Annotated in this window: 27 protein-coding genes; 17 read left to right on the top strand and 10 right to left on the bottom strand. The window is 35.5% G+C overall.

The features are described from left to right. Window positions 1-30: 30 nt before the first annotated feature. Window positions 31-684: a helix-turn-helix domain-containing protein gene (locus JFU18_RS13150; protein ID WP_002169221.1), complete on the bottom strand. Its 654-nt coding sequence runs from the start codon at window positions 682-684 to the stop codon at window positions 31-33. Window positions 685-821: 137 nt separating this feature from the next. Here JFU18_RS13150 and ytaF point away from each other — a divergent pair, with 137 nt between their 5' ends. Beyond that, window positions 822-1,433: a sporulation membrane protein YtaF gene (ytaF, locus tag JFU18_RS13145; RefSeq protein WP_002191844.1), complete on the top strand. Its 612-nt coding sequence runs from the start codon at window positions 822-824 to the stop codon at window positions 1,431-1,433. A 163-nt stretch (window positions 1,434-1,596) separates the two neighbouring features. Here ytaF and JFU18_RS13140 read toward each other — a convergent pair whose 3' ends face one another. Beyond that, on the bottom strand, window positions 1,597-1,941 hold the full coding sequence (locus JFU18_RS13140; RefSeq protein WP_002091149.1) for a DUF3969 family protein: 345 nt from the start codon (window positions 1,939-1,941) through the stop codon (window positions 1,597-1,599). A gap of 174 nt (window positions 1,942-2,115) precedes the next feature. After that, window positions 2,116-3,045: a glutaminase A gene (gene glsA / locus JFU18_RS13135; RefSeq protein ID WP_085308956.1), complete on the bottom strand. Its 930-nt coding sequence runs from the start codon at window positions 3,043-3,045 to the stop codon at window positions 2,116-2,118. Between the two features lie 324 nt (window positions 3,046-3,369). On the opposite strand from glsA, the gene nagE reads away from it, so the two are divergent. The 13 genes from nagE to JFU18_RS13070 all read left to right on the top strand — a co-directional run bounded on the left by nagE (window position 3,370) and on the right by JFU18_RS13070 (window position 17,609). After that, complete coding sequence (nagE, locus tag JFU18_RS13130; RefSeq protein WP_201034668.1) at window positions 3,370-4,878, top strand: N-acetylglucosamine-specific PTS transporter subunit IIBC; 1,509 nt, start codon at window positions 3,370-3,372, stop codon at window positions 4,876-4,878. A gap of 262 nt (window positions 4,879-5,140) precedes the next feature. Beyond that, a complete protein-coding gene (locus JFU18_RS13125) occupies window positions 5,141-6,391 on the top strand; it encodes a serine hydrolase domain-containing protein (protein ID WP_201034669.1) in 1,251 nt (416 codons plus the stop codon). Window positions 6,392-6,403: 12 nt separating this feature from the next. Further along, complete coding sequence (locus JFU18_RS13120; RefSeq protein ID WP_201034670.1) at window positions 6,404-6,562, top strand: hypothetical protein; 159 nt, start codon at window positions 6,404-6,406, stop codon at window positions 6,560-6,562. 169 nt (window positions 6,563-6,731) lie between these two features. After that, window positions 6,732-7,133 carry an LSm family protein gene (locus tag JFU18_RS13115; RefSeq protein WP_201034671.1) on the top strand — a complete coding sequence of 134 codons (402 nt, stop codon included), beginning with the start codon at window positions 6,732-6,734 and terminating at the stop codon, window positions 7,131-7,133. Window positions 7,134-7,149: 16 nt separating this feature from the next. Continuing rightward, window positions 7,150-7,344, top strand: a complete 195-nt coding sequence (locus JFU18_RS13110; protein ID WP_201034672.1) for an LSm family protein — start codon at window positions 7,150-7,152, stop codon at window positions 7,342-7,344. Between the two features lie 13 nt (window positions 7,345-7,357). After that, the gene (locus JFU18_RS13105) at window positions 7,358-8,905 is read left to right on the top strand and encodes a glycosyltransferase family 2 protein (RefSeq protein ID WP_201034673.1); all 1,548 of its coding nucleotides are present in this window, start codon (window positions 7,358-7,360) and stop codon (window positions 8,903-8,905) included. Next, a complete protein-coding gene (locus JFU18_RS13100; RefSeq protein ID WP_201034674.1) occupies window positions 8,895-10,139 on the top strand; it encodes a nucleotide sugar dehydrogenase in 1,245 nt (414 codons plus the stop codon). The genes JFU18_RS13105 and JFU18_RS13100 overlap by 11 nt, the downstream gene beginning before the upstream one ends. Beyond that, window positions 10,136-11,101, top strand: coding sequence for an NAD-dependent epimerase/dehydratase family protein (locus JFU18_RS13095; protein ID WP_201034675.1), 966 nt, complete (start codon window positions 10,136-10,138; stop codon window positions 11,099-11,101). Before JFU18_RS13100 ends, JFU18_RS13095 begins: the two co-directional genes overlap by 4 nt. After that, window positions 11,094-12,638, top strand: coding sequence for a glycosyltransferase family 2 protein (locus tag JFU18_RS13090; RefSeq protein WP_201034676.1), 1,545 nt, complete (start codon window positions 11,094-11,096; stop codon window positions 12,636-12,638). Before JFU18_RS13095 ends, JFU18_RS13090 begins: the two co-directional genes overlap by 8 nt. Then, window positions 12,610-12,828 (top strand): hypothetical protein, encoded by a 219-nt coding sequence (locus JFU18_RS13085; RefSeq protein ID WP_002125049.1) that lies wholly within the window; start codon window positions 12,610-12,612, stop codon window positions 12,826-12,828. Before JFU18_RS13090 ends, JFU18_RS13085 begins: the two co-directional genes overlap by 29 nt. Before the next feature lie 152 nt (window positions 12,829-12,980). Next, window positions 12,981-15,230 carry a formate C-acetyltransferase gene (gene pflB, locus JFU18_RS13080; protein ID WP_201032414.1) on the top strand — a complete coding sequence of 750 codons (2,250 nt, stop codon included), beginning with the start codon at window positions 12,981-12,983 and terminating at the stop codon, window positions 15,228-15,230. A 69-nt stretch (window positions 15,231-15,299) separates the two neighbouring features. Continuing rightward, window positions 15,300-16,031 carry a pyruvate formate-lyase-activating protein gene (pflA, locus tag JFU18_RS13075; protein ID WP_002010313.1) on the top strand — a complete coding sequence of 244 codons (732 nt, stop codon included), beginning with the start codon at window positions 15,300-15,302 and terminating at the stop codon, window positions 16,029-16,031. A gap of 411 nt (window positions 16,032-16,442) precedes the next feature. Further along, window positions 16,443-17,609 carry a diglucosyl diacylglycerol synthase gene (locus JFU18_RS13070; RefSeq protein ID WP_002125051.1) on the top strand — a complete coding sequence of 389 codons (1,167 nt, stop codon included), beginning with the start codon at window positions 16,443-16,445 and terminating at the stop codon, window positions 17,607-17,609. A 451-nt stretch (window positions 17,610-18,060) separates the two neighbouring features. On the opposite strand, the gene JFU18_RS13065 is transcribed toward JFU18_RS13070, so the two are convergent. From JFU18_RS13065 to JFU18_RS13050, 4 genes are all read right to left on the bottom strand, one after another. Then, window positions 18,061-18,180, bottom strand: coding sequence for a YfhE family protein (locus JFU18_RS13065; RefSeq protein WP_000358484.1), 120 nt, complete (start codon window positions 18,178-18,180; stop codon window positions 18,061-18,063). 110 nt (window positions 18,181-18,290) lie between these two features. Then, on the bottom strand, window positions 18,291-18,848 hold the full coding sequence (locus JFU18_RS13060; protein WP_002091129.1) for a GNAT family N-acetyltransferase: 558 nt from the start codon (window positions 18,846-18,848) through the stop codon (window positions 18,291-18,293). Window positions 18,849-19,088: 240 nt separating this feature from the next. Further along, on the bottom strand, window positions 19,089-20,219 hold the full coding sequence (locus tag JFU18_RS13055) for an amidohydrolase (protein ID WP_002010318.1): 1,131 nt from the start codon (window positions 20,217-20,219) through the stop codon (window positions 19,089-19,091). A 147-nt stretch (window positions 20,220-20,366) separates the two neighbouring features. Then, window positions 20,367-21,272, bottom strand: coding sequence for a TIGR01777 family oxidoreductase (locus tag JFU18_RS13050; protein WP_201032415.1), 906 nt, complete (start codon window positions 21,270-21,272; stop codon window positions 20,367-20,369). Between the two features lie 81 nt (window positions 21,273-21,353). Here JFU18_RS13050 and recX point away from each other — a divergent pair, with 81 nt between their 5' ends. Then, window positions 21,354-22,166 (top strand): recombination regulator RecX, encoded by an 813-nt coding sequence (recX, locus tag JFU18_RS13045; protein WP_002125056.1) that lies wholly within the window; start codon window positions 21,354-21,356, stop codon window positions 22,164-22,166. Window positions 22,167-22,175: 9 nt separating this feature from the next. Beyond that, window positions 22,176-22,493, top strand: coding sequence for a YfhH family protein (locus tag JFU18_RS13040; protein WP_002029631.1), 318 nt, complete (start codon window positions 22,176-22,178; stop codon window positions 22,491-22,493). Between the two features lie 64 nt (window positions 22,494-22,557). On the opposite strand, the gene JFU18_RS13035 is transcribed toward JFU18_RS13040, so the two are convergent. Continuing rightward, entirely contained in the window at window positions 22,558-22,710 is a 153-nt protein-coding gene (locus tag JFU18_RS13035) for a YpzG family protein (protein WP_002010325.1), read from the bottom strand. A 32-nt stretch (window positions 22,711-22,742) separates the two neighbouring features. Then, window positions 22,743-22,901: a small, acid-soluble spore protein K gene (locus JFU18_RS13030; RefSeq protein WP_002010326.1), complete on the bottom strand. Its 159-nt coding sequence runs from the start codon at window positions 22,899-22,901 to the stop codon at window positions 22,743-22,745. Window positions 22,902-23,023: 122 nt separating this feature from the next. On the opposite strand from JFU18_RS13030, the gene JFU18_RS13025 reads away from it, so the two are divergent. Continuing rightward, the gene (locus tag JFU18_RS13025; RefSeq protein WP_002010328.1) at window positions 23,024-23,290 is read left to right on the top strand and encodes a YfhJ family protein; all 267 of its coding nucleotides are present in this window, start codon (window positions 23,024-23,026) and stop codon (window positions 23,288-23,290) included. 24 nt (window positions 23,291-23,314) lie between these two features. Here the strand turns inward: JFU18_RS13025 and JFU18_RS13020 are convergent, their stop codons facing one another. After that, complete coding sequence (locus JFU18_RS13020) at window positions 23,315-24,295, bottom strand: metal-dependent hydrolase (protein WP_002010329.1); 981 nt, start codon at window positions 24,293-24,295, stop codon at window positions 23,315-23,317. Window positions 24,296-24,400: the final 105 nt, after the last annotated feature.

Below are 24,400 nucleotides of genomic sequence, written 5' to 3'. Positions count from 1 at the left end.
CATAAACAACTGAAATAGTTCTTTATTTTTCTATGTTTTTCGTTTTATTTCAATTAATTTCTCTTTAGCTAATTCAACGGCAATCGCATCATCTAAATAGCCGATTGGAAAAAGATAATCGGGGATAATGTCTGTTGATAAAATGAAATATAGTAAGGCACCCCCAATAATTGCACGCTCTTCGGTTGAAATGGTTTCTGTACAAAATTGTTGGTACATATTTGTTAATTGCTCAATGAAAGGACCAGCACTATCAATTTGTTCTATTTTACTTTTGAAACTCTCGTGAATACGTTTTTCACCTTCAGTAGTTTGAGCATAGCGCTCGTAATTTTCAAGTTCTTGTTTTACACGAGTTGTTGTGTATTCGAAGTCGAATAGGTTAGAGGATTGTAATGTTTGTTGAATTGTATCGAGAGATGTGTACATATCTGCTTTTTCCTTATTTATGTGTGGAGAGTTAGGGTACATTTCATCAAGTAATAATTGCGGTGGAACTTGTAGACAGTTTGCGAATTTTTGTAAATGGTTTTGCTTCGGTTGTTGTTTGCCATTAATTATTCTTGAAATTGTTGCAGGATCAATATTTGTAAGTGTTCCTAGTTGGCGCATAGATAGAGCGCGCTCCTTTAACAGTTTCTTTATTAATTTACCGAGCCGCTCATTTGGATTTTCATTGGGCATAATGTAGGCACTCCTTTTCTATTGTCTATCGTTGAAAAAATGTTGAGCATTTATTACAAGTATATGAAACAGACAGGCACAGTTGCTCAACATTTTCATAATATGCAACGAAAAGTGAGAAAAGGGGTGACTGTACGATGAGTACGGCAGGTTTATTTTCAATTTTTTTAATCGGGATTGCGTCTAATTTAGATAATGCAGGTGTTGGGATTGCATATGGCATTCGTAAAATTCGAATTTCGTGGCTTAACAATTTTATCATCGCATTTTTTGGATTTTTATTTACTTTACTAGCTGGATTCTTTGGGAATTGGATCGCATTATTTATTTCAGAGTTCACAGCAAACATTATTGGAGCAATCGTTTTAGGAATAATCGGGGTGTTTATTTTATGTCAGCCTTTCTTGAGTCAAAAAGATACCGTAGAATCTAAAGATAGTAGTGTACTTATGGGGGTTTTACGTAATCCAGAAAAAGCAGATTTTGATGGTTCTAAAACAATTAGTTTTTCTGAAGCAATTGTTTTAGGAGTTGCATTGTCCATAAACAATATTGCAGGTGGATTTGATGCTGGAGTAACAAATTTAAATCTTTGGCTTACGGCATGTATTTCTGGAGTTTTTAGTTTTATTTGTATTAGTGGTTTTACGTATGTTGGTAAAAGATTTTTAGCTGAATACTTAGGGAAATGGGCAACTGTAATTGCAGGTGTGTTATTAATTCTTATTGGAATTGATCAATTGTTGTAAGAAGGATAGGGAAAACAGTATTCGAGTATTTCCTTGGAAATACACTAAAAAATTGCATATATCGACGTGAAATCTTTTCACGGTAATGAAAGATTGTAAGTATTATACAAATCTTTGTGTGTAAAAAGGTTTAAAAAAGTAAAAGCACCTGCATAGGTGCTTTTTAGCGTATATCTTCAATTAGTTGTGCACATTCATCATCATGCATACTGTACTCACTTAAAACTTGAATACAAAGCCATTTCAGTTCTTCAATACTATGCTCAAGTTCTTCGGGAAGTACATGGTAAATGTCTTCAAGTCCCATTCCAAAATGAATAAGTTCTAGTACTTGATCATCGATGTTCCGATCCATTAATAGTTCAAGCACTTCTAAATTGAATATGTATCGGTGAGCTTCATCGAGTGAAACAACTTTTAGTTTCAAACTTTCTACAATACTCAATATGAAAAGAAGAATTGTTTTTTCGAGAACAGGTTGTTTCTCCATTTGAAATATGAGTTTCATCTTTTACACCTCCACATACAGCGCTAGGTTGTACTATATTATTCAGGAGGGGGGAGCAAATATGCATAATAAAGATAACTTTTATTACTGTTTTTTTGAATTGTGTTGATGCCTAGTAGAACGGATTTTTTGTGAAATAAAAAAACCTGCCAATATAGCAGGATAACTTCTAAATTAAAACATACTCCAACCTTCTTGGGCAGAAAGTAATTCAAGAATTTTAAAACCAGCGATACTATTTCCGTTTGCATCTAAAGCTGGTCCAAAAATACCGATTCCCATTTTGCCTTTTACGCAGCCGAAAATGCCGCCCGCTACACCACTTTTTGCAGGGATTCCAACACGAATTGCAAATTCACCAGATTCATTATACATCCCGCAAGTAACCATAAATGTTTTACAAATTTTCGTAATATGTTTAGGGATGATCTGTTTCTTTTTATAAGGATCATATCCATCCATTGCAAAGATTAAACCAATACGTGCTAGGTCGATACAGTTAACCTCAATTGCACATTGACGCGTATATAAATCCATAAGTTCTTCAATATCGTTATCGATGATGCCATTTTGTTTCATATAGTAACAAAGTGAACGGTTTAAGTAAGCTGTTTCTAATTCAGAAGTGGCAACTTTAGAAGAATAACTAATAGTAGGATTGTCTGTTATATCACGCACAAATTGAAGAATGCGTTCCATCTTCTCCTCGTTATCATTACCAGCCAGCATACTTGTAATAGCTAATGCACCCGCATTAATCATTGGATTAAGAGGCTTGGAAGAACTTGTTGTTTCAAGCTTAATAATAGAATTAAATGGGTCACCAGTTGGTTCCATTCCAACTTTAGAAAATACATATTCTTCACCACGGTCTAAAAGGGAAAGAGCAAGTGTAATTACTTTAGAAATACTTTGAAGAGTAAATAGTGTTTGTGAGTTACCAGCATGGATATATTCTGTTTCTTTATGGAAAATAGCAATCCCTAGATCATTTGGATTTGCATTTCCTAGTTCGGGGATATAAGTAGCAAGTTTTCCTTTTTTCGTATATGGTTTTACTTGTTCTAACAACTGCTGTAAGTTGTTTGTTTCAATGCACTGCATAGTACCAACGCTCCTATTTCGAATTAACTAAGTTTACTTTTCCCGATATGCTCGGAAATAAATAATAACATGAAAAAGTGGAATGATAAAACGAAAGTTGAATGTTCTATAGTGAGTCTTCAGTTTCGATTATTCCGTGTTATAAAAGGAAAATTTTCCTTTTATATAACAGTTTGGAAATAGGAGATTTATCCATAAAAAGTTCGGAAATAAAAACTACACATCTATACAACTATATGTTATTATGGTTATGTAAATAGAAAGCGTTTTCTAAGGCGTACTTATAATGATAACGATTTCATAAATTTGATAGGGGGAATTAAGATGTTGCAGTTTTTACAACGTATTGGTAAAGCGTTAATGCTTCCAATCGCCGTACTACCAGCAGCAGGATTATTGCTTCGTTTAGGGCAACCAGATGTATTTAATATTCCTGTTATGGCACAGGCCGGCGCAGCGGTTTTTGATAATTTAGCACTTATTTTTGCAATTGGTATTGCAATTGGTCTTTCAGTTGATGGTAGTGGTGCAGCAGGTCTTGCAGGTGCAATTGGTTATCTAGTTATGAAAAATAGTATTGATGCACTTAGTAAAGGATATTCTACTGCAGAATTACAAGATAAATTAGGTAAAGTTCAAGATTTAATAGGGAATAGCGCAAATGTAGATCCATCTAAGCTTGCGGATACAATGACACAAGTATCTAAGGCAGCCGAATTATCGACTAAAGTGGATATGAAAGTTTTAGGTGGTATTATTGTCGGTGTTATAGCAGGATTACTTTATAATAAATTCCATAAAATTAAACTTCCAGAATGGTTAGGTTTCTTTGCTGGAAAACGTTTCGTTCCGATTGTTACATCGGTTGTGATGCTAATATTAGGAATTCTATTCGCGCAAATTTGGCCAGCAATTCAAAATGGTATCGATGCATTAGCTCATGGAATTGTTAATTTAGGTGCAGTTGGTTCAGGTCTATTTGGTTTATTAAACCGTCTATTAATCCCAATTGGTTTACACCATGTAATGAACACATACTTCTGGTTCGTATTTGGTGACTTTACAAATGCAGCAGGTAATGTTGTAAATGGTGATATCGCTCGCTTCCTTGCAGGGGATAAAACAGCGGGTATGTTTATGACTGGTTTCTTCCCAGTTATGATGTTCGGTTTACCAGCAGCATGTTTCGCAATGATTGCAGCTGCTAAACCAGAAAAACGTAAAATGGTTACAGGTATGTTAGGTGGTCTAGCATTAACTTCATTCTTAACTGGTATTACAGAACCGATTGAATTCTCATTTATGTTCTTATCACCAGTATTATATGGTATTCATGCCGTGTTAACAGGTATTTCTTTATTTGTAACAACATCGCTTGGCATTCACGATGGTTTCACATTTAGTGCCGGTGCAATTGATTACTTCTTAAACTTTGGTATTGCAACAAAACCAGTGTTACTAGCAGGAATAGGTTTAATTTATGCAGTAATTTACTTTGTAGTATTCTACTTCTTAATTAAGAAGTTTGACTTGAAAACTCCAGGTCGTGAAGATGATGATGATGATGAGTTAGTTGAAGATAGTGAGGCACCAGTTGCAGGTTCAATTGGTGAAACTTACGTAGTGGCTTTAGGCGGAAAAGACAACTTAACAGTTATTGATAACTGTGCAACACGTCTACGCTTACAAGTGAAAGATGCTAGTCAAGTAAATGAAGCGGCATTAAAACGCGCAGGTGCAAAGGGCGTTATGAAATTAAGTAACACAAGCGTACAAGTTATCGTAGGTACAAATGTTGAATCTGTTGCCGATGATATGAAAAAACACGTATAAATAGTTAGATAAGAGGATATCCAAAAAGATTGATAACACCAGTCTTTTACAGGATATCCTCTTTTTTTGTTAATTTTTTAAAGGGAATCTTACTTTTATAAATTTTCTTTTTCTTTTTTGAACATATAGGTTGGTAATATGTTCGGTGCATGATACAGTAGTGATGACATAAAATGGAGTGTCCATAATCTGCGGAAATGATTTGAAATAAGTCTTGTGTAGATGAATTAAATTATCGGTAAATAAGGGGAAAAAGGTAATCATGGATCAGGAAAAAAATACTGTTAATGGGAAAGCAAATCGGTCGATTGTATACATAAAAAGAACAATCATTCTCGCCCTACTACTGTCACTTGTATATTTCATGTATACAAAAATTGTTGCGCATAATAAAAAAGAGGAAACTTTAAAAGCAGCAGCAGAAATGAAGAAGCAAGAAGAGATAAAAAAGATAGAAGAAGTGAAAAGGCAAGAAGCTGAAAAACAAAGAAAACAAAAAGAACAGGAAGAACAGATAAAACAGGCGCAAGTTATAGAGAAACCTGCTGAGGGACCGCCTCAAGAAATTAATGAAAACGCTCAATTGGATCAATATTTACAGAGCATGGGATTTAGTGGGACAGCTGTTATTGTGAAGAATGGGAAAGTTCTTGTGAATAAAGGATACGGCATGGCTAATAAAGAGAAGCAAGTGCCGAATAATTCAGAGACGACCTTTTATATTGGCTCTATTTCAAAGGCATTTGTAGCGACCGCTATTATGCAACTCAAAGATCAAAATAAGTTGCAAGTAGAGGATACGGTTGCAAAGTATATTCCAGATTTTCCGCAAGGTAATAGCATTCAGCTAAAACATTTATTAACACATACATCAGGGATTCCAGAGTATGAGCAGGGAAAAGAAGATATTTCTCATGAAGAGTTGATAAAACGAATAGGAAACCAAAAGCGTATTGCAGGACCAGGAGAGAAATGGAAGTATTCAGATTCGAACTACTCTATACTTGCTTACATTGCTGAGAAGGTAAGTGGACAGTCGCTCGAAGAATATATAAAACAACATATTTTTGCGACTGCGGGTATGAAACATTCTGGTTTCGGTACAGCGTTGGAACAAACAAGATTCCCATCAACGGGTTATAAAATAGTGAATAACAATATGACAACACCTAATATTCCAAGCATGTCACAACTATATGGTTGTGGTGATATATATACGAGCGCGCATGATTTATATTTATTTAATGAAGCACTCTTTTCTGGAAAATTAATTTCAAAAGAGAGTTATAATCAAATGTTTACAGCCGTGAAAAAGGATTATGGATTTGGCTGGTATGTAGATCCAGGAAGCTATTCAAATCACGGTGTAATGCCAGGTTGGAATTGCTTAAATGGTTTTAGTAAAAATGGTAGTGTATATGTGGTTTTATTATCTAACATTCAAAATAACATTAAATCATTTGGTAAAGTGAATAACGACATTTATACGATGTTGCGGAATATTGAAGTGTAAGAGGCTATCCTTTTGGATAGTTTTTTTTGTATTGAGGAAATATATGTGCGGTTCGATAATGAAATAAATGGAAAATGGGAGGTTTATGAGTATACATTAGCATCATGCACGCAATGCGAAACGAATTTTGTGTATTACGGCGTAGCTGCCATTGTGACAATTGAAAATTAATATATATATAAAGATAGATGGGAAACTATCTATCTTTTTTTATGCTCTGAAACAATTATTTCTTTTAGAAAATGTATGCCTTACCTATCACAAAAAAAGTCTGCTTTGTATAAATTAAGATGTATGGATGTAAATTTTTATACTTTAAAAATAATAGGAGGAGAAGCATATGTGTCTGTTCAGAAAATATTGGCATAAATTATCCAGACTGTTTAATAGACAATTAGGCTATTTTTTAGATGACAAGTTACTGCCTGCTGTGGAACGACTTTTATTTTCGCAAAACTTTGCAAAGTTTATTCAAAGAAATTCTAAGCAAGCTACGGAAGAGTTTATAGAATCAAGTCAATTTCAATCTATTATTTGTAACATTTTAAAAGAATGCAATACATCACCATTTAAAGAAATTGCAAAGCAATATTTAGGTAAAAACGTAGAAATTACTGTGACAGTTGGACAGTTAACAGGTGTTATTGTAGCAGTTGGTGACGATTTCTTAACGCTGCAAGAAGGAATAGGAACTGAAGTTTTATTACCATTTACAAGTATTATATCAATGAAAGAAGTGTAAGAAAGGAGACTTATATATGTTATTTACTGATGAATTGCGTAACCATGTTGGTGAATTAGTGCAAGTTGTGACAGTGGCCGAAATTGTTGCAGGTATTCTTTTATCTGTTACGGACGGGGCAGTAAGTGTTCGTACATCTCCTTCTTATGGACCACCTGAAGATGTACTTGTGCGTATTCCTATTATTGCTTATGTTCGCTTGGAAGGGTAAGAGTGATACAAGTATGAGAATATCAGTTGTTATTCCAGCGCATAATGAAGCAAGTACTTTATCACAAGTTTTAGTAGAAGTGGAGAAGCTGAAGCCGTATGAAATTATTGTAGTAGATAATGGATCGACAGATGGAACGAATGAAGTCGCATTACAGCATAGTTGCCATGTAATTTATTATAAACATTCTCTTGGTAATGATGTAGGAAGGGCAATTGGAGCTAGAGAAGCAAAAGGTGAAATTGTATTGTTTTTAGATGGTGACATCGTTATTGAGAGTAAAGAGCTACAACGTTTCGTGAAAGGAGTTCAGCAAGGGCATCAAATTGTTGTGAATAATTTAACATGGTCTGTTTATTTAAAGATGAGACCACACTATACGACAGTTGGAAAATTCATGTTGAATCGTTATTTGAATAAAAAAGAGCTTGTTGTTGGTTCTTTAATCGCAATTCCACATGCGATGAATCGGGATGTTATTGAGAATCTTGGGTGGTGGAATTTAGCAGATCCAGCACTATTTCAAGCGATGGCGATGTCTAGAGGAGTAGATATTGCCGATATGGCTTCGGTCGATGTAATTCACACGAATAAGGTTCGTCCTGTGCATACGGGTACATCACCTGGTTCTCCTTATCCGAAGGCGACTAGTCGTATTATGGGTGATCATTTGTGTGCTTTGCAATACGTAATCGAAACATATGGTAAACGTGGCGGTTTTTCGGAGGGAAACAGGGATAGAGAGTTTATAGGGAAGTATAAACCAGTTTTATTACAAAAGGAAAAAGCGAAATACAGTGCTATTATACCCGTATCAGAAGAAAAAATGACTATAAGATCTGTCATACAGGAAGTGAAAAAGGCAGGTATAGATGAAATTATAGTTGTTGCGAATGGAGCAGATACCGAGACAATTAAACAAGCAAAGCTAGAGAATGTTATTGTAGTTGAATTCGCGAAGGCACTTGGACATAATGTAGCACGAGCGATAGGGGCTATGCATGCTACGGCAGATATTTGTTTATTTGTTGATGGTGATTTTGCTATTCCGGCAAAAAAGCTAATTCCATTTTTGCATGCTATTGAAGACGGAAATGATGTGGCGTTAAATGATTTGCAATGTTTGTTAGATATGTTTCACCCGACAGATCCAATTAGTATGGGGAAATATTTCGTGAATTTGGTAGCGAAACGACCAGATTTATGGAACAACTCATTAACGGCAGTGCCACATGCTATGCATAAAAAGGTAATAGAGAAAATTGGATATGATTCTCTTATCATTCCACCATTAGCTCAAATGAAAGCTATTTTAGAAGAATGCTCTATTACAGCAGTGGAATTTGTAGATGTTATAAAAACAAATCGAGTACGTCCAGAGCAACATGGGTTTGTAAATGGACGAATTCCTGCATTCGATCGTATTTTCGGTGATCAGCTTGAGGCGATTGCTTATTTATTACAACATACGAATGGGCGCGGGAGTTTTACAGACGGAGAAAGGGATAGAGATATAATACTACAATTGAGAAGGGAAGAAGAGAATATAGATGAATGCTAGTAGTAAAGTAACCATTATTGGATTAGGATATGTTGGCCTTCCTTTAGCGGTCCTTTTTGCAGAAAGAGGACATGCTGTACTTGGATTAGATAAAGATACTAGGAAGATAGAATCAATAATTAAAGGAGAAAGTTATATTCCTGATGTTTCTTCTAACGTATTACAAAATTTATTGAAAGAGAGAAAATTAATAGTAAATACACCAGATAAAGGTGCTGCGGAGTTCCAAAATAGTGAGTATGTTATTGTGACTGTGCCAACGCCAATTAATGAGAATAAAGAACCCGATTTAAGTGCCCTCGTTTCAGCCTCCCATTATATACAACAACACCTTCAAAAAGGACAAACCTTCATTTTTGAAAGCTCCACATATCCAGGTACACTGGAGGAAGTTATCATTCCTATTATTTCTCAAACAGGTAAAAAGGTAGGAGAAGATTATTATATTGGGTATTCACCTGAACGAATTGATCCGGCCAATAGTCAATATTCAGTACAAACTATTCCGAAGGTCATTAGTGGACAGACAGAGCTGTGCAAACAAAAAGTGCAGAATTTGTATAGTACGGTGTTTGACATAGTTGTTCCGGTTAGCTCTCCGAAAGTGGCCGAGATGTGTAAGCTATTTGAAAATATTCAGCGCTTAGTTAATATTTCATTAGTAAATGAGTTAAATATACTTTGTGAAAGTTTGAATATTAATTTTTATGAGGTGCTTGAAGCGGCATCTACAAAACCGTTTGGATTTACTTCGTATTGGCCAGGACCAGGAATAGGAGGACACTGTATTCCGGTAGATCCTTTATATTTTCAATGGAGAATAAGAAAGGCTGGAGTAATTAGTCAATTAATTGAGGCAGCACATGTAATTAATGAAGAAATGCCAGCGAAAATAATCGGGAAAGTAAAAGGTGTGGTGCAATCACCCGCAACGGTTTTAATAGTAGGGATTGCATATAAGAAAGATGTAAATGATTTGAGAGAATCACCGGCGTTGCCAATTATTCAATTATTAATAAAAGAAGGATACAAGATAGAATATCATGATCCGTATATTTCTACAGCGAAAATTGGAGATACACTATATCAATCTGTTCCATTAGATGAACAAAGAATTAAACAAGCAGATTGTATTTTAATTGTAACGGATCACTCTAGTATCGATTGGAATCTTTTTAAAGGGATTGAGCGATTAATAGATACACGTGGAATCGTAAAGAAGGTGAGTGTATGAGTGAAAAATGTTTAATTACAGGTGGAGCAGGATTTATTGGTTCGCATTTAGCTGAAGAGTTGGTGAAAAGAGGTTATGAAGTTACTATTGTGGATAACTTCTATAAAGGAAAAAATAAATATCATAATGAGTTAATGAAAGAGCTCCGGGTTATTCCAATAAGCGTTTTAAATAAAAATTCAATTTATGAATTAGTGAATCAACATGATGTGGTGTTTCATTTAGCGGCAATTTTGGGAGTCAAAACTACAATGGAAAAAAGTGTAGAGCTTATTGAAACAAATTTCGATGGAACGAGAAATATTTTACAAGCAGCGTTAAAAGGGAAGAAGAAAGTAGTATTTGCATCTACTTCTGAAGTATATGGAAAGGGAGAGCCGCCATTCTCTGAAGAAGGAGATCGTTTATACGGTGCAACTTCCAAAATACGTTGGAGTTATGCAATTTGTAAAACGTTAGAGGAAACATTATGTTTAGGGTACGCATTAGAAGGTTTACCTGTAACGATTGTTCGTTATTTTAATATTTATGGTCCAAGAGCGAAAGATGGTCCGTACGCAGGAGTAATTCCACGATTTATTCGTGCGGCTTTGCAAGGTGACGATATTCTCGTGTATGGAGATGGAAAGCAGACACGCTGCTTTACGTATGTAAGTGATGCGGTCGAGGCAACAATTCGTGCAATGGATGAGAAGGTAAATGGTGAAATTATTAATATAGGTTCTGAGAATGAAAAAAATATAAGGGTAGTAGCGGAAGATATAAAAGAATTAACGAAGTCTATTTCCAAAATTGTGCACGTTCCATTTGAGGAAGTATATCCACATGGATTTGAAGAGATTCCAAATAGAAGACCAGACGTAACGAAATTAAGAGAACTCGTTCAGTTTCAAGCGAAAGTAACGTGGGAACAAGGATTGAAAGAAACTATTAAATGGTTTCGTGAAGAAAATAATGGCTAAGTCGTTATCAGTTATTATTCCCGTATGTAATGAAGTGGATACGATTTCAGATGTGGTTCAATCGGTAAAAACATTGAATCCAGTAGAGATTATTGTAGTAGCAAATGGTTGTAATGATGGTACAGAAGCGATTGCTGAGAGCTTAGGATGTACAGTAATCCAGCATAAAGAGTCACTTGGTAACGACGTTGGACGCGCAGTTGGTGCAAAACATGCGATAGGTGATGTATTACTGTTTGTAGATGGAGATTTTGCTATTCAAACTTCAAAATTACAATTATTCCTTAATCCGATTTTACATGATCAGGCGGACATCATTTTAAATAATTTGGACGCATTATTTTTAAAGAAACAAAAACCGCACTCCGTGACAGTATGGCGCCAAATATTAAATGCAATGTTAGAGCGTGAAGAATTAAAAATTGATTCTTTATTATCTGTACCTCATGCGCTGACGAAGGAAGTTGTGCAAAGTATTGGAGACGAATGTTTTGTTAATCCTATTGTGGCTCATCTACGCCTAGCGCAAAGTAAATGGAGAATTAGTCGTCATTGTGCAATTGACGTTATTACGCCAAATAAATTTCGTCCATTCGAGCATGCTGCATATGGCACGGATCTTTCTCAATCTGAAAAACGAATGATAGGTGATCATATAGAAGCTGTAGCAGAGCGGATATTAGGCAGCGATGGGCGCGGAGGATATTATGATGGAAATAGGAAAAGAGAGAGTGTCTATCATACTCTAAATTTTGAAGATTTTTATCAAGGATGGGGCGTTACATCTAATTTGTATAAAGGAGAGCAATTATCGGTAATTATTCCTGTGCAAAATGAAGAGAAAACAATTGGAAACGTTATAGAAGAGCTTCGCAAAATTGAACCTTTTGAAATCATCGTTGTTGTAAATGGTTCGTCCGATAAAACGGCAACAATTGCAAAAGACAAGGGAGCAACAACAATTGTGTATAAAGAAGCACTTGGAAACGATGTGGGGCGTTCGCTTGGAACTTATTTTGCAAAAGGAGAAATTGTTTTATTTATAGACGGTGATTTTGTTATTCCAGCTAGTGAGCTATATCCCTTTGCAAAAGCTATTGCAGATGGAACGGATGTCGCATTAAATGATTTAAATCATTATTTAGATTTGAGAGTACCACTTCATCTTGTAACAGCATTTAAATATGCATTAAATTTAGCTTGTGATAGAAAAGATTTAGGAGTAGGCTCTCTTATTGCTGTACCTAATGCGTTTAGTCGTACTTGTTTGAAGGAAATAGGGTATAAATCATTATTGTCACCTTGTGTAGCACAAGTGAAAGCTGTACTTTCAGGTTTTGAAATCGCTTGTGTAAGTCGTGTCGATGTTGATAAGATGAACCGTATTCGTCCCAGTGAACATTTCGCAAAAATAGGTCATCCTCCAGCTGTCCTTCGAATTATTGGTGATCATATAGAAGGATTAGAGCAATTAATTGCATTAACAAACAGTCGTGGTGGATTTTACGATGGAAATAGAAAAAGAGATGTTTTATAGTGGTAACAAAAAAAGTGTACAACGTATGTACACTTTTTTGCTCTGTTATAAAAACTATAACAGATTAGGAGATAAGAGTATTACAGCTCTACAATGGGTATCGTTCTTATATTACAAAATAGGACTCGTATATAAGAATACCAAAAAAATACAATTAAAGAAAGGGTTAATTCTAAAGAGTTTTATATGAGGTTAACACTATGCATGTAGTAGTTTGCTCAACGTTTCACAAACATGTCACAACTATTTCGTCCACTTCCGAAAAAAAGTAGTATTCTAAGTGTGTAAGCTGTTATATAAAAAATCGTAGTCCTGTACTAATCAAAAATGGAGGAGATTAGGATGACTCAAGTATTAGAAAATGTAAAAAGCGCGTGGGAAAACTTTAAAGGTGAAAAATGGAAAGCAGAGATTGATGTTCGCGATTTCATTTTAAATAATGTAAACGTTTACGAGGGAGAAGACTCTTTCTTAGCGGAAGCAACTGAAGCAACGAAACAACTTTGGGATCAAGTAATGGATTTAACAACAAAGGAACGTGAAAACGGTGGCGTTCTTGATATGGATACAAAAATTGTTTCTTCTATTACATCACATGAACCAGGATATTTAAATAAAGATATTGAAAAAGTGGTCGGTTTCCAAACTGATAAACCATTTAAACGTTCTTTACAACCATATGGTGGTATTCGTATGGCAGAACAAGCTTGTGAAGCGTATGGATATGAAATGGATAAAGAACTTAGCAGTATTTTCAGAGACTGGCGTAAAACTCATAATCAAGGTGTATTTGATGCATACACACCAGAAATGAAAGCGGCTCGTAAATCAGGTGTTATTACTGGCCTTCCAGATGCATATGGACGTGGACGCATTATCGGTGACTATCGCCGCGTAGCGCTATATGGTATAGATCATTTAATTGAAGCGAAAAAAGCTGATTATAATTTAACTGGCGGTGTAATGAGCGAAGATACAATGCGTTTACGCGAAGAATTATCTGAGCAAATGCGTGCACTTCAAGAGTTAAAACAGATGGCTGCTTCTCATGGATTCGATATTTCTAAGCCAGCTACAAATGCACAAGAGGCTTTCCAATGGTTATACTTTGCTTATCTTGCAGCAATTAAAGAGCAAAACGGGGCAGCAATGAGCCTTGGACGTACCTCTACATTCTTAGATGTTTACATTGAAAGAGATTTAGCAAATGGTACTTTAACAGAAGAAGAAGCACAAGAAATTGTTGACCATTTCATTATGAAATTACGTCTTGTGAAATTTGCAAGAACACCTGATTATAATGAACTATTCTCTGGAGATCCAACTTGGGTAACTGAATCTATCGGTGGTATGGCATTAGACGGTCGTCCGTTAGTAACAAAAAACTCATTCCGTTTCTTGCATACATTAGATAATTTAGGACCAGCACCAGAACCAAACTTAACAGTTCTTTGGTCTAAACAATTACCAGAAAACTTTAAAAACTACTGTGCGAAAATGTCTATTAAAACATCAGCAATTCAATACGAAAATGATGACATTATGCGTCCTGACTACGGTGATGACTACGGTATTGCTTGTTGTGTATCAGCAATGAGAATTGGTAAACAAATGCAGTTCTTCGGAGCACGTGCAAACTTAGCGAAAGCATTACTATATGCGGTTAACGGTGGTAAAGATGAAAAGTCAAAAGCACAAGTTGGTCCTGAATACGCACCAATTACTTCTGAAGTATTAGATTATGAAGAAGTTATGCGTAAATTCGATATGACAATGGAATGGTTAGCTGGTCTATACTTAAATACATTAAATGTAATTCACTATATGCACGATAAATATAGCTATGAACGTATTGAAATGGCACTTCATGATACAAATGTTCTTCGTACAATGGCAACAGGTATCGCTGGATTATCTGTAGTAGCAGATTCTTTAAGTGCAATTAAATATGCACAAGTAAAACCAATTCGTGATGAAAATGGTATTGCAGTTGATTTCGAAATTGAGGGAGATTTCCCTAAATACGGTAACAATGATGATCGTGTAGATGAAATTGCAGTAAATCTTGTGAAAACATTTATGAACAAGCTTCGCAAACATAAAACATACCGTAATTCTGTTCATACAATGTCAATCTTAACAATCACATCTAACGTTGTATACGGTAAGAAAACTGGTAACACTCCAGATGGACGTCGTACTGGAGAACCATTTGCACCGGGCGCAAACCCAATGCATGGCCGTGATACAAAAGGTGCATTAGCATCATTATTATCTGTAGCTAAATTACCATATGAAGATGCACAAGATGGTATTTCAAATACATTCTCTATTATTCCAAAAGCACTTGGTAAAGAAGATGATGTACAAGTACGCAACTTAGTATCTATGCTTGATGGATATGCAATAAAAGAAGGACACCACTTAAATATTAACGTATTTAACCGTGAAACATTAATGGATGCAATGGAGCATCCTGAAAAATATCCACAATTAACAATTCGTGTATCTGGTTACGCTGTTAACTTTATTAAATTAACTCGTGAACAACAAATTGATGTAATAAACCGTACAATGCATGAAAGCATGTAAGTGAAAAAAGTGTCCCTCCGCTTTTAATATATAGCGGAGGGAGGCTGTTTCAATAAAGGAGGAAGTAACATGGTAAAAGGAAGAATACATTCTGTAGAGTCTTGTGGTACTGTTGATGGCCCAGGGATTCGTTATGTCATATTTACACAAGGGTGTTTATTACGTTGTCAATATTGTCATAATGCTGATACATGGGAAATCGGTAAAGGTAAAGAAATAACAGTTGAAGAAGTGATGCAGGATGTGACATGTTACCTTCCATTTATTGAAGCTTCTGGAGGCGGTATAACAGTTAGCGGTGGAGAGCCACTATTACAGCTAGACTTCTTAACCCAGTTGTTTAAAAAGTGCAAAGAAGCTGGTATCCATACAACAATCGATTCTTCTGGCGGTTGTTATTCTGAAGAACCAGAATTCCAAAATAAGCTAGATATTTTAATGGAGTATACAGATTTAGTTTTATTGGATTTGAAGCATATTGATTCAAAGAAACATCGTAAATTAACAGGGAAACCAAATGAACACATTTTACAATTTGCTCGTTATTTATCGGATAGAAAGAAACCAATTTGGGTAAGACATGTATTGGTTCCCGGTGTTACCGATGGTGAAGAGGATTTGCAAAAATTATCAAACTTTATTCAAAGTCTATCTAATGTTAAGAAAGTGGAAGTGCTGCCATATCATAAGCTCGGTGTTTATAAATGGGAGGCACTTGGACATAAGTATCCACTTGCGGATGTGAATCCACCGACAGAAGAAAATGTTGAACATGCAAAACATATTTTACAAGCAGTCTAACCTAAACATTTGGTTAGGCTTTTTGTTTCTTCATAATAAAATCTAGAGTATATATTTAGAAAAGAGTATACTGAAAAGGGAATATCCATATTTTTGTAAAGAATAAGCGGAGAAATTTACATAATTGTAAAGGGAAATCAAAATAGTAAAAAGAATTAAGAAGTAAAAGAGTGAGTATTATGGAATATAGAACATTTGTAAGTTATTGCGAAAGCTCTTATAGGAAAGTATAATGTAAAGATATGAGCACAGATAGGATTAAGGGGTCAATCTTATATGCTTTGCATATCCACGACAGATACATAGCTAACAGGAAAGTATTAGAATCCGAGTATGTAGTTTTTAAGGAAAATGTTTTTCCTATTGTCGTATATGCAATATGGAGAAACAAAAAGCTAGGAGTGGATTTGTTTGATAAAAAACCCCAAGGTTTTAATATTAACTGCACATTACGGTAACGGTCATGTGCAAGTGGCAAAAACATTAGAACAAACATTTCGCCAAAAAGGAATCGAAGATGTAATTGTATGCGACTTGTTTGGAGAATCACATCCAGTTATAACCGATATTACAAAATATTTATATTTAAAAAGCTATACGGTAGGAAAAGAATTATATCGTTTGTTTTATTATGGTGTAGAGAAAATTTATGATAAAAAAATAGCATCTTGGTATGCGAATTTTGGGAGAAAGCGTTTGAAGACGCTATTACAGGTGGAGAAACCGGATATTGTTATTAATACCTTTCCAATCATCGCTGTACCAGAATTGAAAAAGCAAATAGGTATTTCTATTCCTGTTTATAACGTATTAACGGATTTTTGCGTGCATAAAATATGGATCCATCGAGAAGTAGATCGTTATTTTGTAGCAACCGATCATGTGAAAAAAGTGATGGTTGATATCGGTGTACCTGCAGAACAAATTGTTGAAACAGGGATTCCGATTCGTAGCAGTTTTGAGCTAAAGATAAATCCAGCAATTATATATAATAAATATCAGTTATGTAAGGATAAAAAGATGTTACTAATTGTAGCAGGTGCTCATGGTGTGCTAGGGAGTGTAAAAGAGCTATGCCAGTCATTTATGTCAGTACCAAACTTACAAGTAGTTGTCGTTTGTGGGAAAAACGAAGCTTTAAAGCAGGATTTAATGGAACTACAGGAACAAGGTTCTGATGCTTTAAAAGTATTTGGTTATGTTGAAAACATTGATGAATTGTTCCGTGTTACTTCTTGTATGATTACGAAGCCAGGTGGTATTACATTAAGCGAAGCAGCTGCATTACAAGTACCTGTCATTTTATATAAACCTGTCCCAGGACAAGAGAATGAAAATGCGTTGTATTTTGAAAAAAAAGGGGCTGCAGTTGTAATTCGTGATGATAGTGAAGTTTTTGCAAAAACAGAGGCGTTATTACAAGATGATATGAAGCTTCTTCAGATGAAAGAAGCAATGAAAAGTATTTATCGTCCTGAGCCAGCTGGTCATATTGTGGATACAATTTTGGCAGAAAATCATGCAGAGCCGAATCATATACCTATTAAATCACCAGTTCTTGCCGAATCTTTTACTTAATATGAAACCCTCTTTTAAGCATTTAAAGAGGGTTTTTTTTATTGTTGTAAAAAAAATAAACGTGAATTATTAACTTATCCCGCAAAAGCCTGATTGGTGAGGGCTAATAATCATTGGGGATAAACGAAACTCCCACTGATTAAAGTTTCACTTTATCCACAAAGGATTACGCTTTCATTAGACAGTAAAATCGGAATATTAACAGCTATATCCACATAATCCACAATTTTTAGAAAATTATCCACAATTCTCACGTTACGAATTCATTTAAATAAATGAATTCGTAAAATACTTTTGTAATTTATGCACAATTCTACGGTTTTTGTGGATAAGGTTGTCCACAAAAAAGGTTCCTTATAAATAAGGAACCTTTTTTGCTAATTCATTGGAAAATCTTATGTAATGAAACTGAATAATTAGGGGGGAAACCTTCTAATTATTCAGTTTCACTTTAAATACTTTTTGAGCGATAGCCCGCTGCACGATCTGCTTTTCGAAATTCCCGCTGATAGAGAACTTCTTGTGTACTAGATAATGTGTTTTTTGCTTTATCACGTTTCTTTTTATCCATTACAAATCACCTCGTGTCCTAAAGTCACTATCTATCGTTTCCAAAGACATGGGGTGATATACATATATGTCAAACTAGTAATGATTAATTATCATTTCTGAATTTTTAGATTACGCTTCTTTTAATTGGTGTGCTTCTTGGAATGTTGTATCTCGCATTGTTGCAAGTGTATACTGATCTTTTGGAATTTCATATAAATTATATACTTCTTCATGCGCGTTAATTTCATCATAAACGGCTTTTCTTGTTTCGTTTGCTAGATTTACATATTGTAGTTTTTCGGCAGCTTTAATAGACCGAATATTTATTTTACGAATGCGCATAAAAATCGTTTCAATATCTAATTCATAGAAAAGTTCGCTAAAAAATGAATCTTTCGCCAATTTATTATATCCTTTACCATGATATGGTTTGCCAAGCCAAGTTCCGAGGAATCCAGCTTTTTCTTGCACATCAAATAAAGTAATTGTGCCGATGGGGTTACCCCATTCATCTAAAATTGTGCGTGAGATTAATTCTCCACGCTCTTCGGCTTCGATTGTTTGTTTCGTTAAAAATAAATATTCTTCATAAGAATAGGCCTTTTGACGCACAAAAGGGAAGACAGCAGGATCCACCATTAATTCGTATAGAACGTGGCTGTCGTGTAAGTCGCGTTTTTTCAACACACTAACTCCTCCTCACACGAGGGTAGCATGACGAAAAAGCACCCACCCTCGAAATTTTTATATCAATCTTTAAAAAATTTCGGGGTGGGAATCGAACCCACTAGAACCAGTTTCTAACGCTGGTGGCGCACCATTTGCCTTCCCCATTCATCAATTTGAAAATGATAATCACGACACAAATTGATTATGGTTTCATTCAGTTTATAATCGTATAATACTGTATCTAGTCAAAAAAATAAACTAGTTTTTTTTATTTTTTTTGTAAATTATTTTTCCGTCAATCATAGTGAGTACAGGCTTGGCTAAATAATGGAAAGGATGATGTGTCCATAACACGAGGTCAGCATCTTTTCCAACATCAATGCTTCCAATTCTATCCTCCAAACGTAAATTTCGAGCTGGGAAAATAGTGATTCCTTCCAACGCTGTTTTCTCATCTAATCCTTCTCTTACTGCAATGGCAGCGCAAACATTTAAATATTGAATGGGTGTATAAGGGTGGTCGGTTGTAATAGAAACTTCTACTCCATTTTTCGATAAAATATGATAAGTATCCCACGTTTTGTTTTTAAGTTCGATTTTCGAACGTCGCGTAAGAGTAGGTCCAACTGAAACTTTTAAATTGTGTTTCGAAAGCTCTTCAACAATAAAGTGTCCTTCTGTACAATGTTCAATACGTAAATCAAGATTGAATTCTGTCGCAAAGCGTAAAGCTGAAGTGATATCATCTGCGCGGTGAGCGTGGATACGTACCGGTATTTCTCGGCGGAGTGCTTTTAAAATAGGTAGCATTCGAAAATCAGCTTCATGCCCGTAGTGTTGTGCGTCATAGAATGATTCACGAAGTAACCCCATAATTCCCATACGTGTTATTGATTCTTTTGTACCGTTACTATGGAACTTTTTAGGGTTTTCTCCAAAGGCAATTTTTAAACCAGCAGGTTCCTGAATAATCATATGATCAATACAAGTTCCAGCAGTTTTTATTACGCAAGTAGTACCGCCGATAATGTTTTGGCTTCCGGGCATCACGTGAACAGTCGTAACACCATTTTGTACAGCGTCTTGAAATGCAATATCAAAAGGATGAATCCCGTCTAAAGAACGGATATGCGGTGTTGAAACTTCGGATGTTTCATTTGCATCATTACCAGCCCAACCAGTACCTTCATCGTAGAGGCCAAGGTGAGTATGAACATCAATAAATCCAGGCAAGAGATGAAGAGCTCGTGCATCTATAACGGTCATATCCTGAGTAGTATCAATATGAGGTTTGACCGCGGCAATGCGTTCTCCTATAACGAGTACATCTCCTTGAAACTTTTGGGATGTAATAGGATATACAATGGCTTGTTTGAGCAATATTTTCATAGAGACCTCATTTCCGTCACCTTGTAATGTGTAGAATAGGTTTAGACAAAGTAACTGAAAGGTTTTTCGTGTAGTAATGCTCCGGTGTTTAAAAAGTAAGAAGTCTTGGAGGAGATAGACTACCCGTAAAACTGTATTTTAAAAGTACTACATTGTATGCAAGAGGATATTTTGTAATGCATGGTTAACTGTTGGAAATGTGTATTGATATCGATGTTTAATAGCTTTATTGGGTAATACATGTTGCCCTTCTAATACAAGTATACTCATCTCACCGAGTAAAGCGCGAAGTACAAATGAAGGAACAGGTAGCCAATGAGGTCGCCTAGTTATAGTGGCAATAATTTCACCGAACTCTTTCATCCGTATTGGCGTTGGCGCTGTAATATTAAAAGGTCCGTCAATTTCTTTTTTTTGAATGATGAAATCAATCATACGAACGACATCGTCTATATGAATCCATGATAACCATTGGTTTCCAGATCCAAGTGTACCGCCGATATATAATTGATAGGGAAGTAGCATTTTTGGAAGAGCTCCTCCATCTGCGCCCAATACGACTCCAAATCTTGTGTAGACAGTTCTTATTCCAATGGAGCGGGCTTTAGATGCTTCTTGCTCCCACAAATATACTGTGTTTGCTAAAAAGTCATCTCCTGGAGTCTCTTGCTTTTCTGTAAAAGATTCGGTTTCAGATGTCCCATAGTATCCAATGGCACTTGCATTAATAAATGTGTGTGGCTTTGTTTCAAGGTTTTGTAATTGTTTAATGAGTCCTTTTGTTGTTTGAATTCTACTGTTTAAAATTGATTCTTTTTGTTTTTTTGTCCATCTACTATTAATAGATTCTCCAGCTAGATTAATAACTACATCGATAGAGGAGAGAGGGAAGGTCTGTAAATCCGGTGTCCACTGTACGTATTGAAGGTTAGTGTGTGAAGTTTCAGCAATTTTTTTTCGAGTAAGAATGTAAACAGTAAATCCCTTTTGAATAAAAAAACTAGAAAGGGATTTGCCTATAAAGCCAGAGCCACCAGAAATTGCGATTTTCACAATTATTTCCTCCTCATTATATATATTCTTGAAAAGAAAAAACGTTCCTTGACTATGTTAAAATAATAGAGAGGTGAGAGTATGACTGTCATTACAAAAATAGAAGTGCAAAAACGATCGAAAGAACGATTTAATATTTATATTGATAAAGGTCAAGGCGAAGAGTACGGGTTTAGTGTGAATCAATCAATCTTAATGAAACATGGATTACAAAAAGGCTTAGAAATTGATGAAGTAGCGTTAGGGAATATTTTGTACAATGAAGAGGTACAAAAAGCATATTTACAAGCGATTTCCTATTTATCCTATCAAATGAGAACAAAACAAGAAATAGAAGATTTCTTACGAAAAAAAGAAGTGGGACAGGCCATCATCTCTGAAGTCGTTTCGAAATTATTACATGATCGATATATTAATGATAAAGAGTACGCTATTTCATACGTGCGAACGCAAAGTAATGTGAATCAAAAAGGTCCAACTGTTATTAGGAGAGGGCTATTAAGTAAAGGTGTTCAGGATTTAATCATTACACATAGTTTACAAGAGTATCCAAAGGAGAAGCAAATGGAGAATGCTTTGTTTCTTATAGAAAAGAAGAAAAAATCTTATCAAAAGCATTCATTTTTACAAATGAAGCTAAAGTTAGATGAAATGCTTGTTCGTAAAGGATATTCTAGAGATGTGATTCAAATTTGCTTGGAAGAATTGAAAGACGAAAAAGATGACGAACAGCAAGAAGAAGCGTTACACTATCATGGGAATAAATATTATGAGAAATATAAGAAGTATGATGGTTGGACATTCGAAAATAAGGTGAAGCAAGCGTTATATCGAAAAGGATTCTCTATTGATGAGATAGATATATTTTTACAAATGAAACGTGAAGAGGGATGAGGAAATAAGATGGGTACGCCAAAACGCTACAGTGAAATGACACCACATGAGCTAAGGGAAGAAATTGGGGTTTTGAAGGAGCAAGCAGTAAAGGCTGAGCAACTTGGAATTGTAAATGAATTCGATGTATTAATGAGAAAAATGGCTATGGCTCGTGCTTATATGATAGATATAAATAAATTCCATATTGGTGAGACATATGAATTAGTAGAAGAACCTGGTGTGGTATTTAAAATTACGTATTTCAATGGGGTATTTGCTTGGGGATATAAGCAAAATGATAATGAAGAGATTGGAATACCAATTTCCTTGCTGCAGGAAAAATAAAAACCAGAGAGTGAATATCTCTCTGGTTTTCATCTTTGGTAGGCGTTAAAGGAGATAGGAGATTCTAAAATTGGCGTTTTTTACATTCGTTTGCCAGTATAATGAGAGACTGGGTTTGTTGCGTCTGTCCATTAACTTGCGCTTTCGCATGTTTTGGACGAGTCCACGTATGGTTAAATAATTCAGAACGACGATCTAAATGGTCACGGTAGCTCATCTTTATCACCTCGTGTAGGAATTTAATTTGTACTACTCTTCCTGCTGATTTGCAGCACGCATACGCTCTTGTGGGTGCGTGTTAATTGTGCCGTTAGGTCGTTTCGAAGCGAAGCGTGATTTCGCTTTCGGTTGACCGTCGATTTTGCTGTTGTTTTTTGACTCAGACCAAAATTCGGCTTGTCTACCCATTAAGAACGCCCCCTCATTATCAGTTGATACCTCTTTAAGAAGTATCACTTATAGAATGTGCAAAATAGAAGAAACTATCCTTTAGAAATTAAGGGAATAAATAGGTAAAAGGAGAATAGAACATGAATGATATTTATGAAACATTAACGAAAGAATTATTAGATAAAAATGACAACCTTTCTTACGCACAAGCTCGTGCATGGGTTGAATTACTGTGGGAAGACTTCCGAACAACTTATGCTAAATCAGGTCGTTACCAAGGTGAGGAAATGACTGAACAAGTGGTACGAACATGGGTTAATAATCATGGAGGGCGCCTTCATGAAATGCGTACAAATAATCCGAAGTATAGCCATTTAATCAATCAAGAAGATCATTTGAAACATTAAAAAAAGCGACATAGGTCGCTTTTTTTAATGTGGAAGCAATTCCAGTTTCTTTCGAAGTTTCTCTTCGCTGAAAATCCATCCTGTATATGAACTAATAATATTTAAATTTTGATCGAGCTGAACGATTGCGACGAATGGATAATAATCTTTACTTCGATACCGCAAATCAATAAATCGAACTTCATAATAGTTATCATAATCGAAAATATCCCAGCGATATACAGGCGAGAAAGATAAGAAAGCAGATATATTTTCATCTCGCACAGCAGCTTGCATAATGGCGGTATTCGGGAACGGTACGCGATCGAATTTGTCGTATACAAGGATGTTACCGCGGTGCCATCTTGCGACGTAGTAATGTTCAGTTGTAACGACGGCTAAATGATAATGATAAAATTTGTAAGAAGGAGAAATAATTACTTTCTCTACATTTTTGAAACGTTTGTATACTACACTTTTAATATTTCGATGCATCATAATGCGGCCGATATAGTAAACAAACATTAATATATACGCTGCTAAAGCAGTATAACCTTTATGTGCTCCGACAAGCATACAGGCGATAGCAAGTATATGGATAAAGAAAATGACAGTATCAAACGTATTAATTATGCCGAGCGCTACCCATTTTTTTGTGAAGGGCCTTAATGCCTGTGTACCATAGGCATTGAAAATATCCACAAAGACATGAAGAAAGACGGCAATAAATGACCAAAGTAGTAGATGCAGATAGGGAGCGTCTGAAAAGAAGGCGAAAGAGATGCCACTTATAAGGAGTGACCAAAGGATCACTGCAGGGATGGAATGAGTAATCCCGCGATGATTTCTTATATATTTAGCGTTATTACGCAATTTTAAAACTGTATCGATGTCAGGAATATTGGAACCGGCAATTGTTGCAAGCATCACTGCTTGTGGCCCAATATCACTTTGTGCTATAGCTGGATCTAATGTTGCCAAACTGCCTAGAGTAACGCCCATAACAAGGTGAGTGGCTGTGTCCATAGAAATCCACCTCCGTTTTTTATTAATGTAACTCTTTTTATTCGATACCTCAAGTCCTTTGCCTTCTATTTCCTATGTCATCTTACTTAAATTTTTTCCTAAAAT

This window comes from Bacillus sp. TH22 (genome assembly GCF_016651015.1).
GTDB classification, from domain to species: Bacteria; Bacillota; Bacilli; order Bacillales; family Bacillaceae_G; genus Bacillus_A; species Bacillus_A mycoides.
The sequence above is the reverse complement of the archived record's forward strand: the minus strand, read 5'-3'. Positions and strand labels throughout refer to the sequence as shown.

Coding starts and splice junctions, on each gene's coding strand:
- JFU18_RS13150 (WP_002169221.1), bottom strand. CDS start 684: ATGCCCAATGAAAATCCAAATGAGCGGCTCGGTAAATTAATAAAGAAA.
- ytaF (WP_002191844.1), top strand. CDS start 822: ATGAGTACGGCAGGTTTATTTTCAATTTTTTTAATCGGGATTGCGTCT.
- JFU18_RS13140 (WP_002091149.1), bottom strand. CDS start 1,941: ATGAAACTCATATTTCAAATGGAGAAACAACCTGTTCTCGAAAAAACA.
- glsA (WP_085308956.1), bottom strand. CDS start 3,045: ATGCAGTGCATTGAAACAAACAACTTACAGCAGTTGTTAGAACAAGTA.
- nagE (WP_201034668.1), top strand. CDS start 3,370: ATGTTGCAGTTTTTACAACGTATTGGTAAAGCGTTAATGCTTCCAATC.
- JFU18_RS13125 (WP_201034669.1), top strand. CDS start 5,141: ATGGATCAGGAAAAAAATACTGTTAATGGGAAAGCAAATCGGTCGATT.
- JFU18_RS13115 (WP_201034671.1), top strand. CDS start 6,732: ATGTGTCTGTTCAGAAAATATTGGCATAAATTATCCAGACTGTTTAAT.
- JFU18_RS13110 (WP_201034672.1), top strand. CDS start 7,150: ATGTTATTTACTGATGAATTGCGTAACCATGTTGGTGAATTAGTGCAA.
- JFU18_RS13105 (WP_201034673.1), top strand. CDS start 7,358: ATGAGAATATCAGTTGTTATTCCAGCGCATAATGAAGCAAGTACTTTA.
- JFU18_RS13100 (WP_201034674.1), top strand. CDS start 8,895: ATGAATGCTAGTAGTAAAGTAACCATTATTGGATTAGGATATGTTGGC.
- JFU18_RS13095 (WP_201034675.1), top strand. CDS start 10,136: ATGAGTGAAAAATGTTTAATTACAGGTGGAGCAGGATTTATTGGTTCG.
- JFU18_RS13090 (WP_201034676.1), top strand. CDS start 11,094: ATGGCTAAGTCGTTATCAGTTATTATTCCCGTATGTAATGAAGTGGAT.
- JFU18_RS13085 (WP_002125049.1), top strand. CDS start 12,610: ATGGAAATAGAAAAAGAGATGTTTTATAGTGGTAACAAAAAAAGTGTA.
- pflB (WP_201032414.1), top strand. CDS start 12,981: ATGACTCAAGTATTAGAAAATGTAAAAAGCGCGTGGGAAAACTTTAAA.
- pflA (WP_002010313.1), top strand. CDS start 15,300: ATGGTAAAAGGAAGAATACATTCTGTAGAGTCTTGTGGTACTGTTGAT.
- JFU18_RS13065 (WP_000358484.1), bottom strand. CDS start 18,180: ATGGATAAAAAGAAACGTGATAAAGCAAAAAACACATTATCTAGTACA.
- JFU18_RS13055 (WP_002010318.1), bottom strand. CDS start 20,219: ATGAAAATATTGCTCAAACAAGCCATTGTATATCCTATTACATCCCAA.
- recX (WP_002125056.1), top strand. CDS start 21,354: ATGACTGTCATTACAAAAATAGAAGTGCAAAAACGATCGAAAGAACGA.
- JFU18_RS13040 (WP_002029631.1), top strand. CDS start 22,176: ATGGGTACGCCAAAACGCTACAGTGAAATGACACCACATGAGCTAAGG.
- JFU18_RS13035 (WP_002010325.1), bottom strand. CDS start 22,710: ATGAGCTACCGTGACCATTTAGATCGTCGTTCTGAATTATTTAACCAT.
- JFU18_RS13030 (WP_002010326.1), bottom strand. CDS start 22,901: ATGGGTAGACAAGCCGAATTTTGGTCTGAGTCAAAAAACAACAGCAAA.
- JFU18_RS13025 (WP_002010328.1), top strand. CDS start 23,024: ATGAATGATATTTATGAAACATTAACGAAAGAATTATTAGATAAAAAT.
- JFU18_RS13020 (WP_002010329.1), bottom strand. CDS start 24,295: ATGGACACAGCCACTCACCTTGTTATGGGCGTTACTCTAGGCAGTTTG.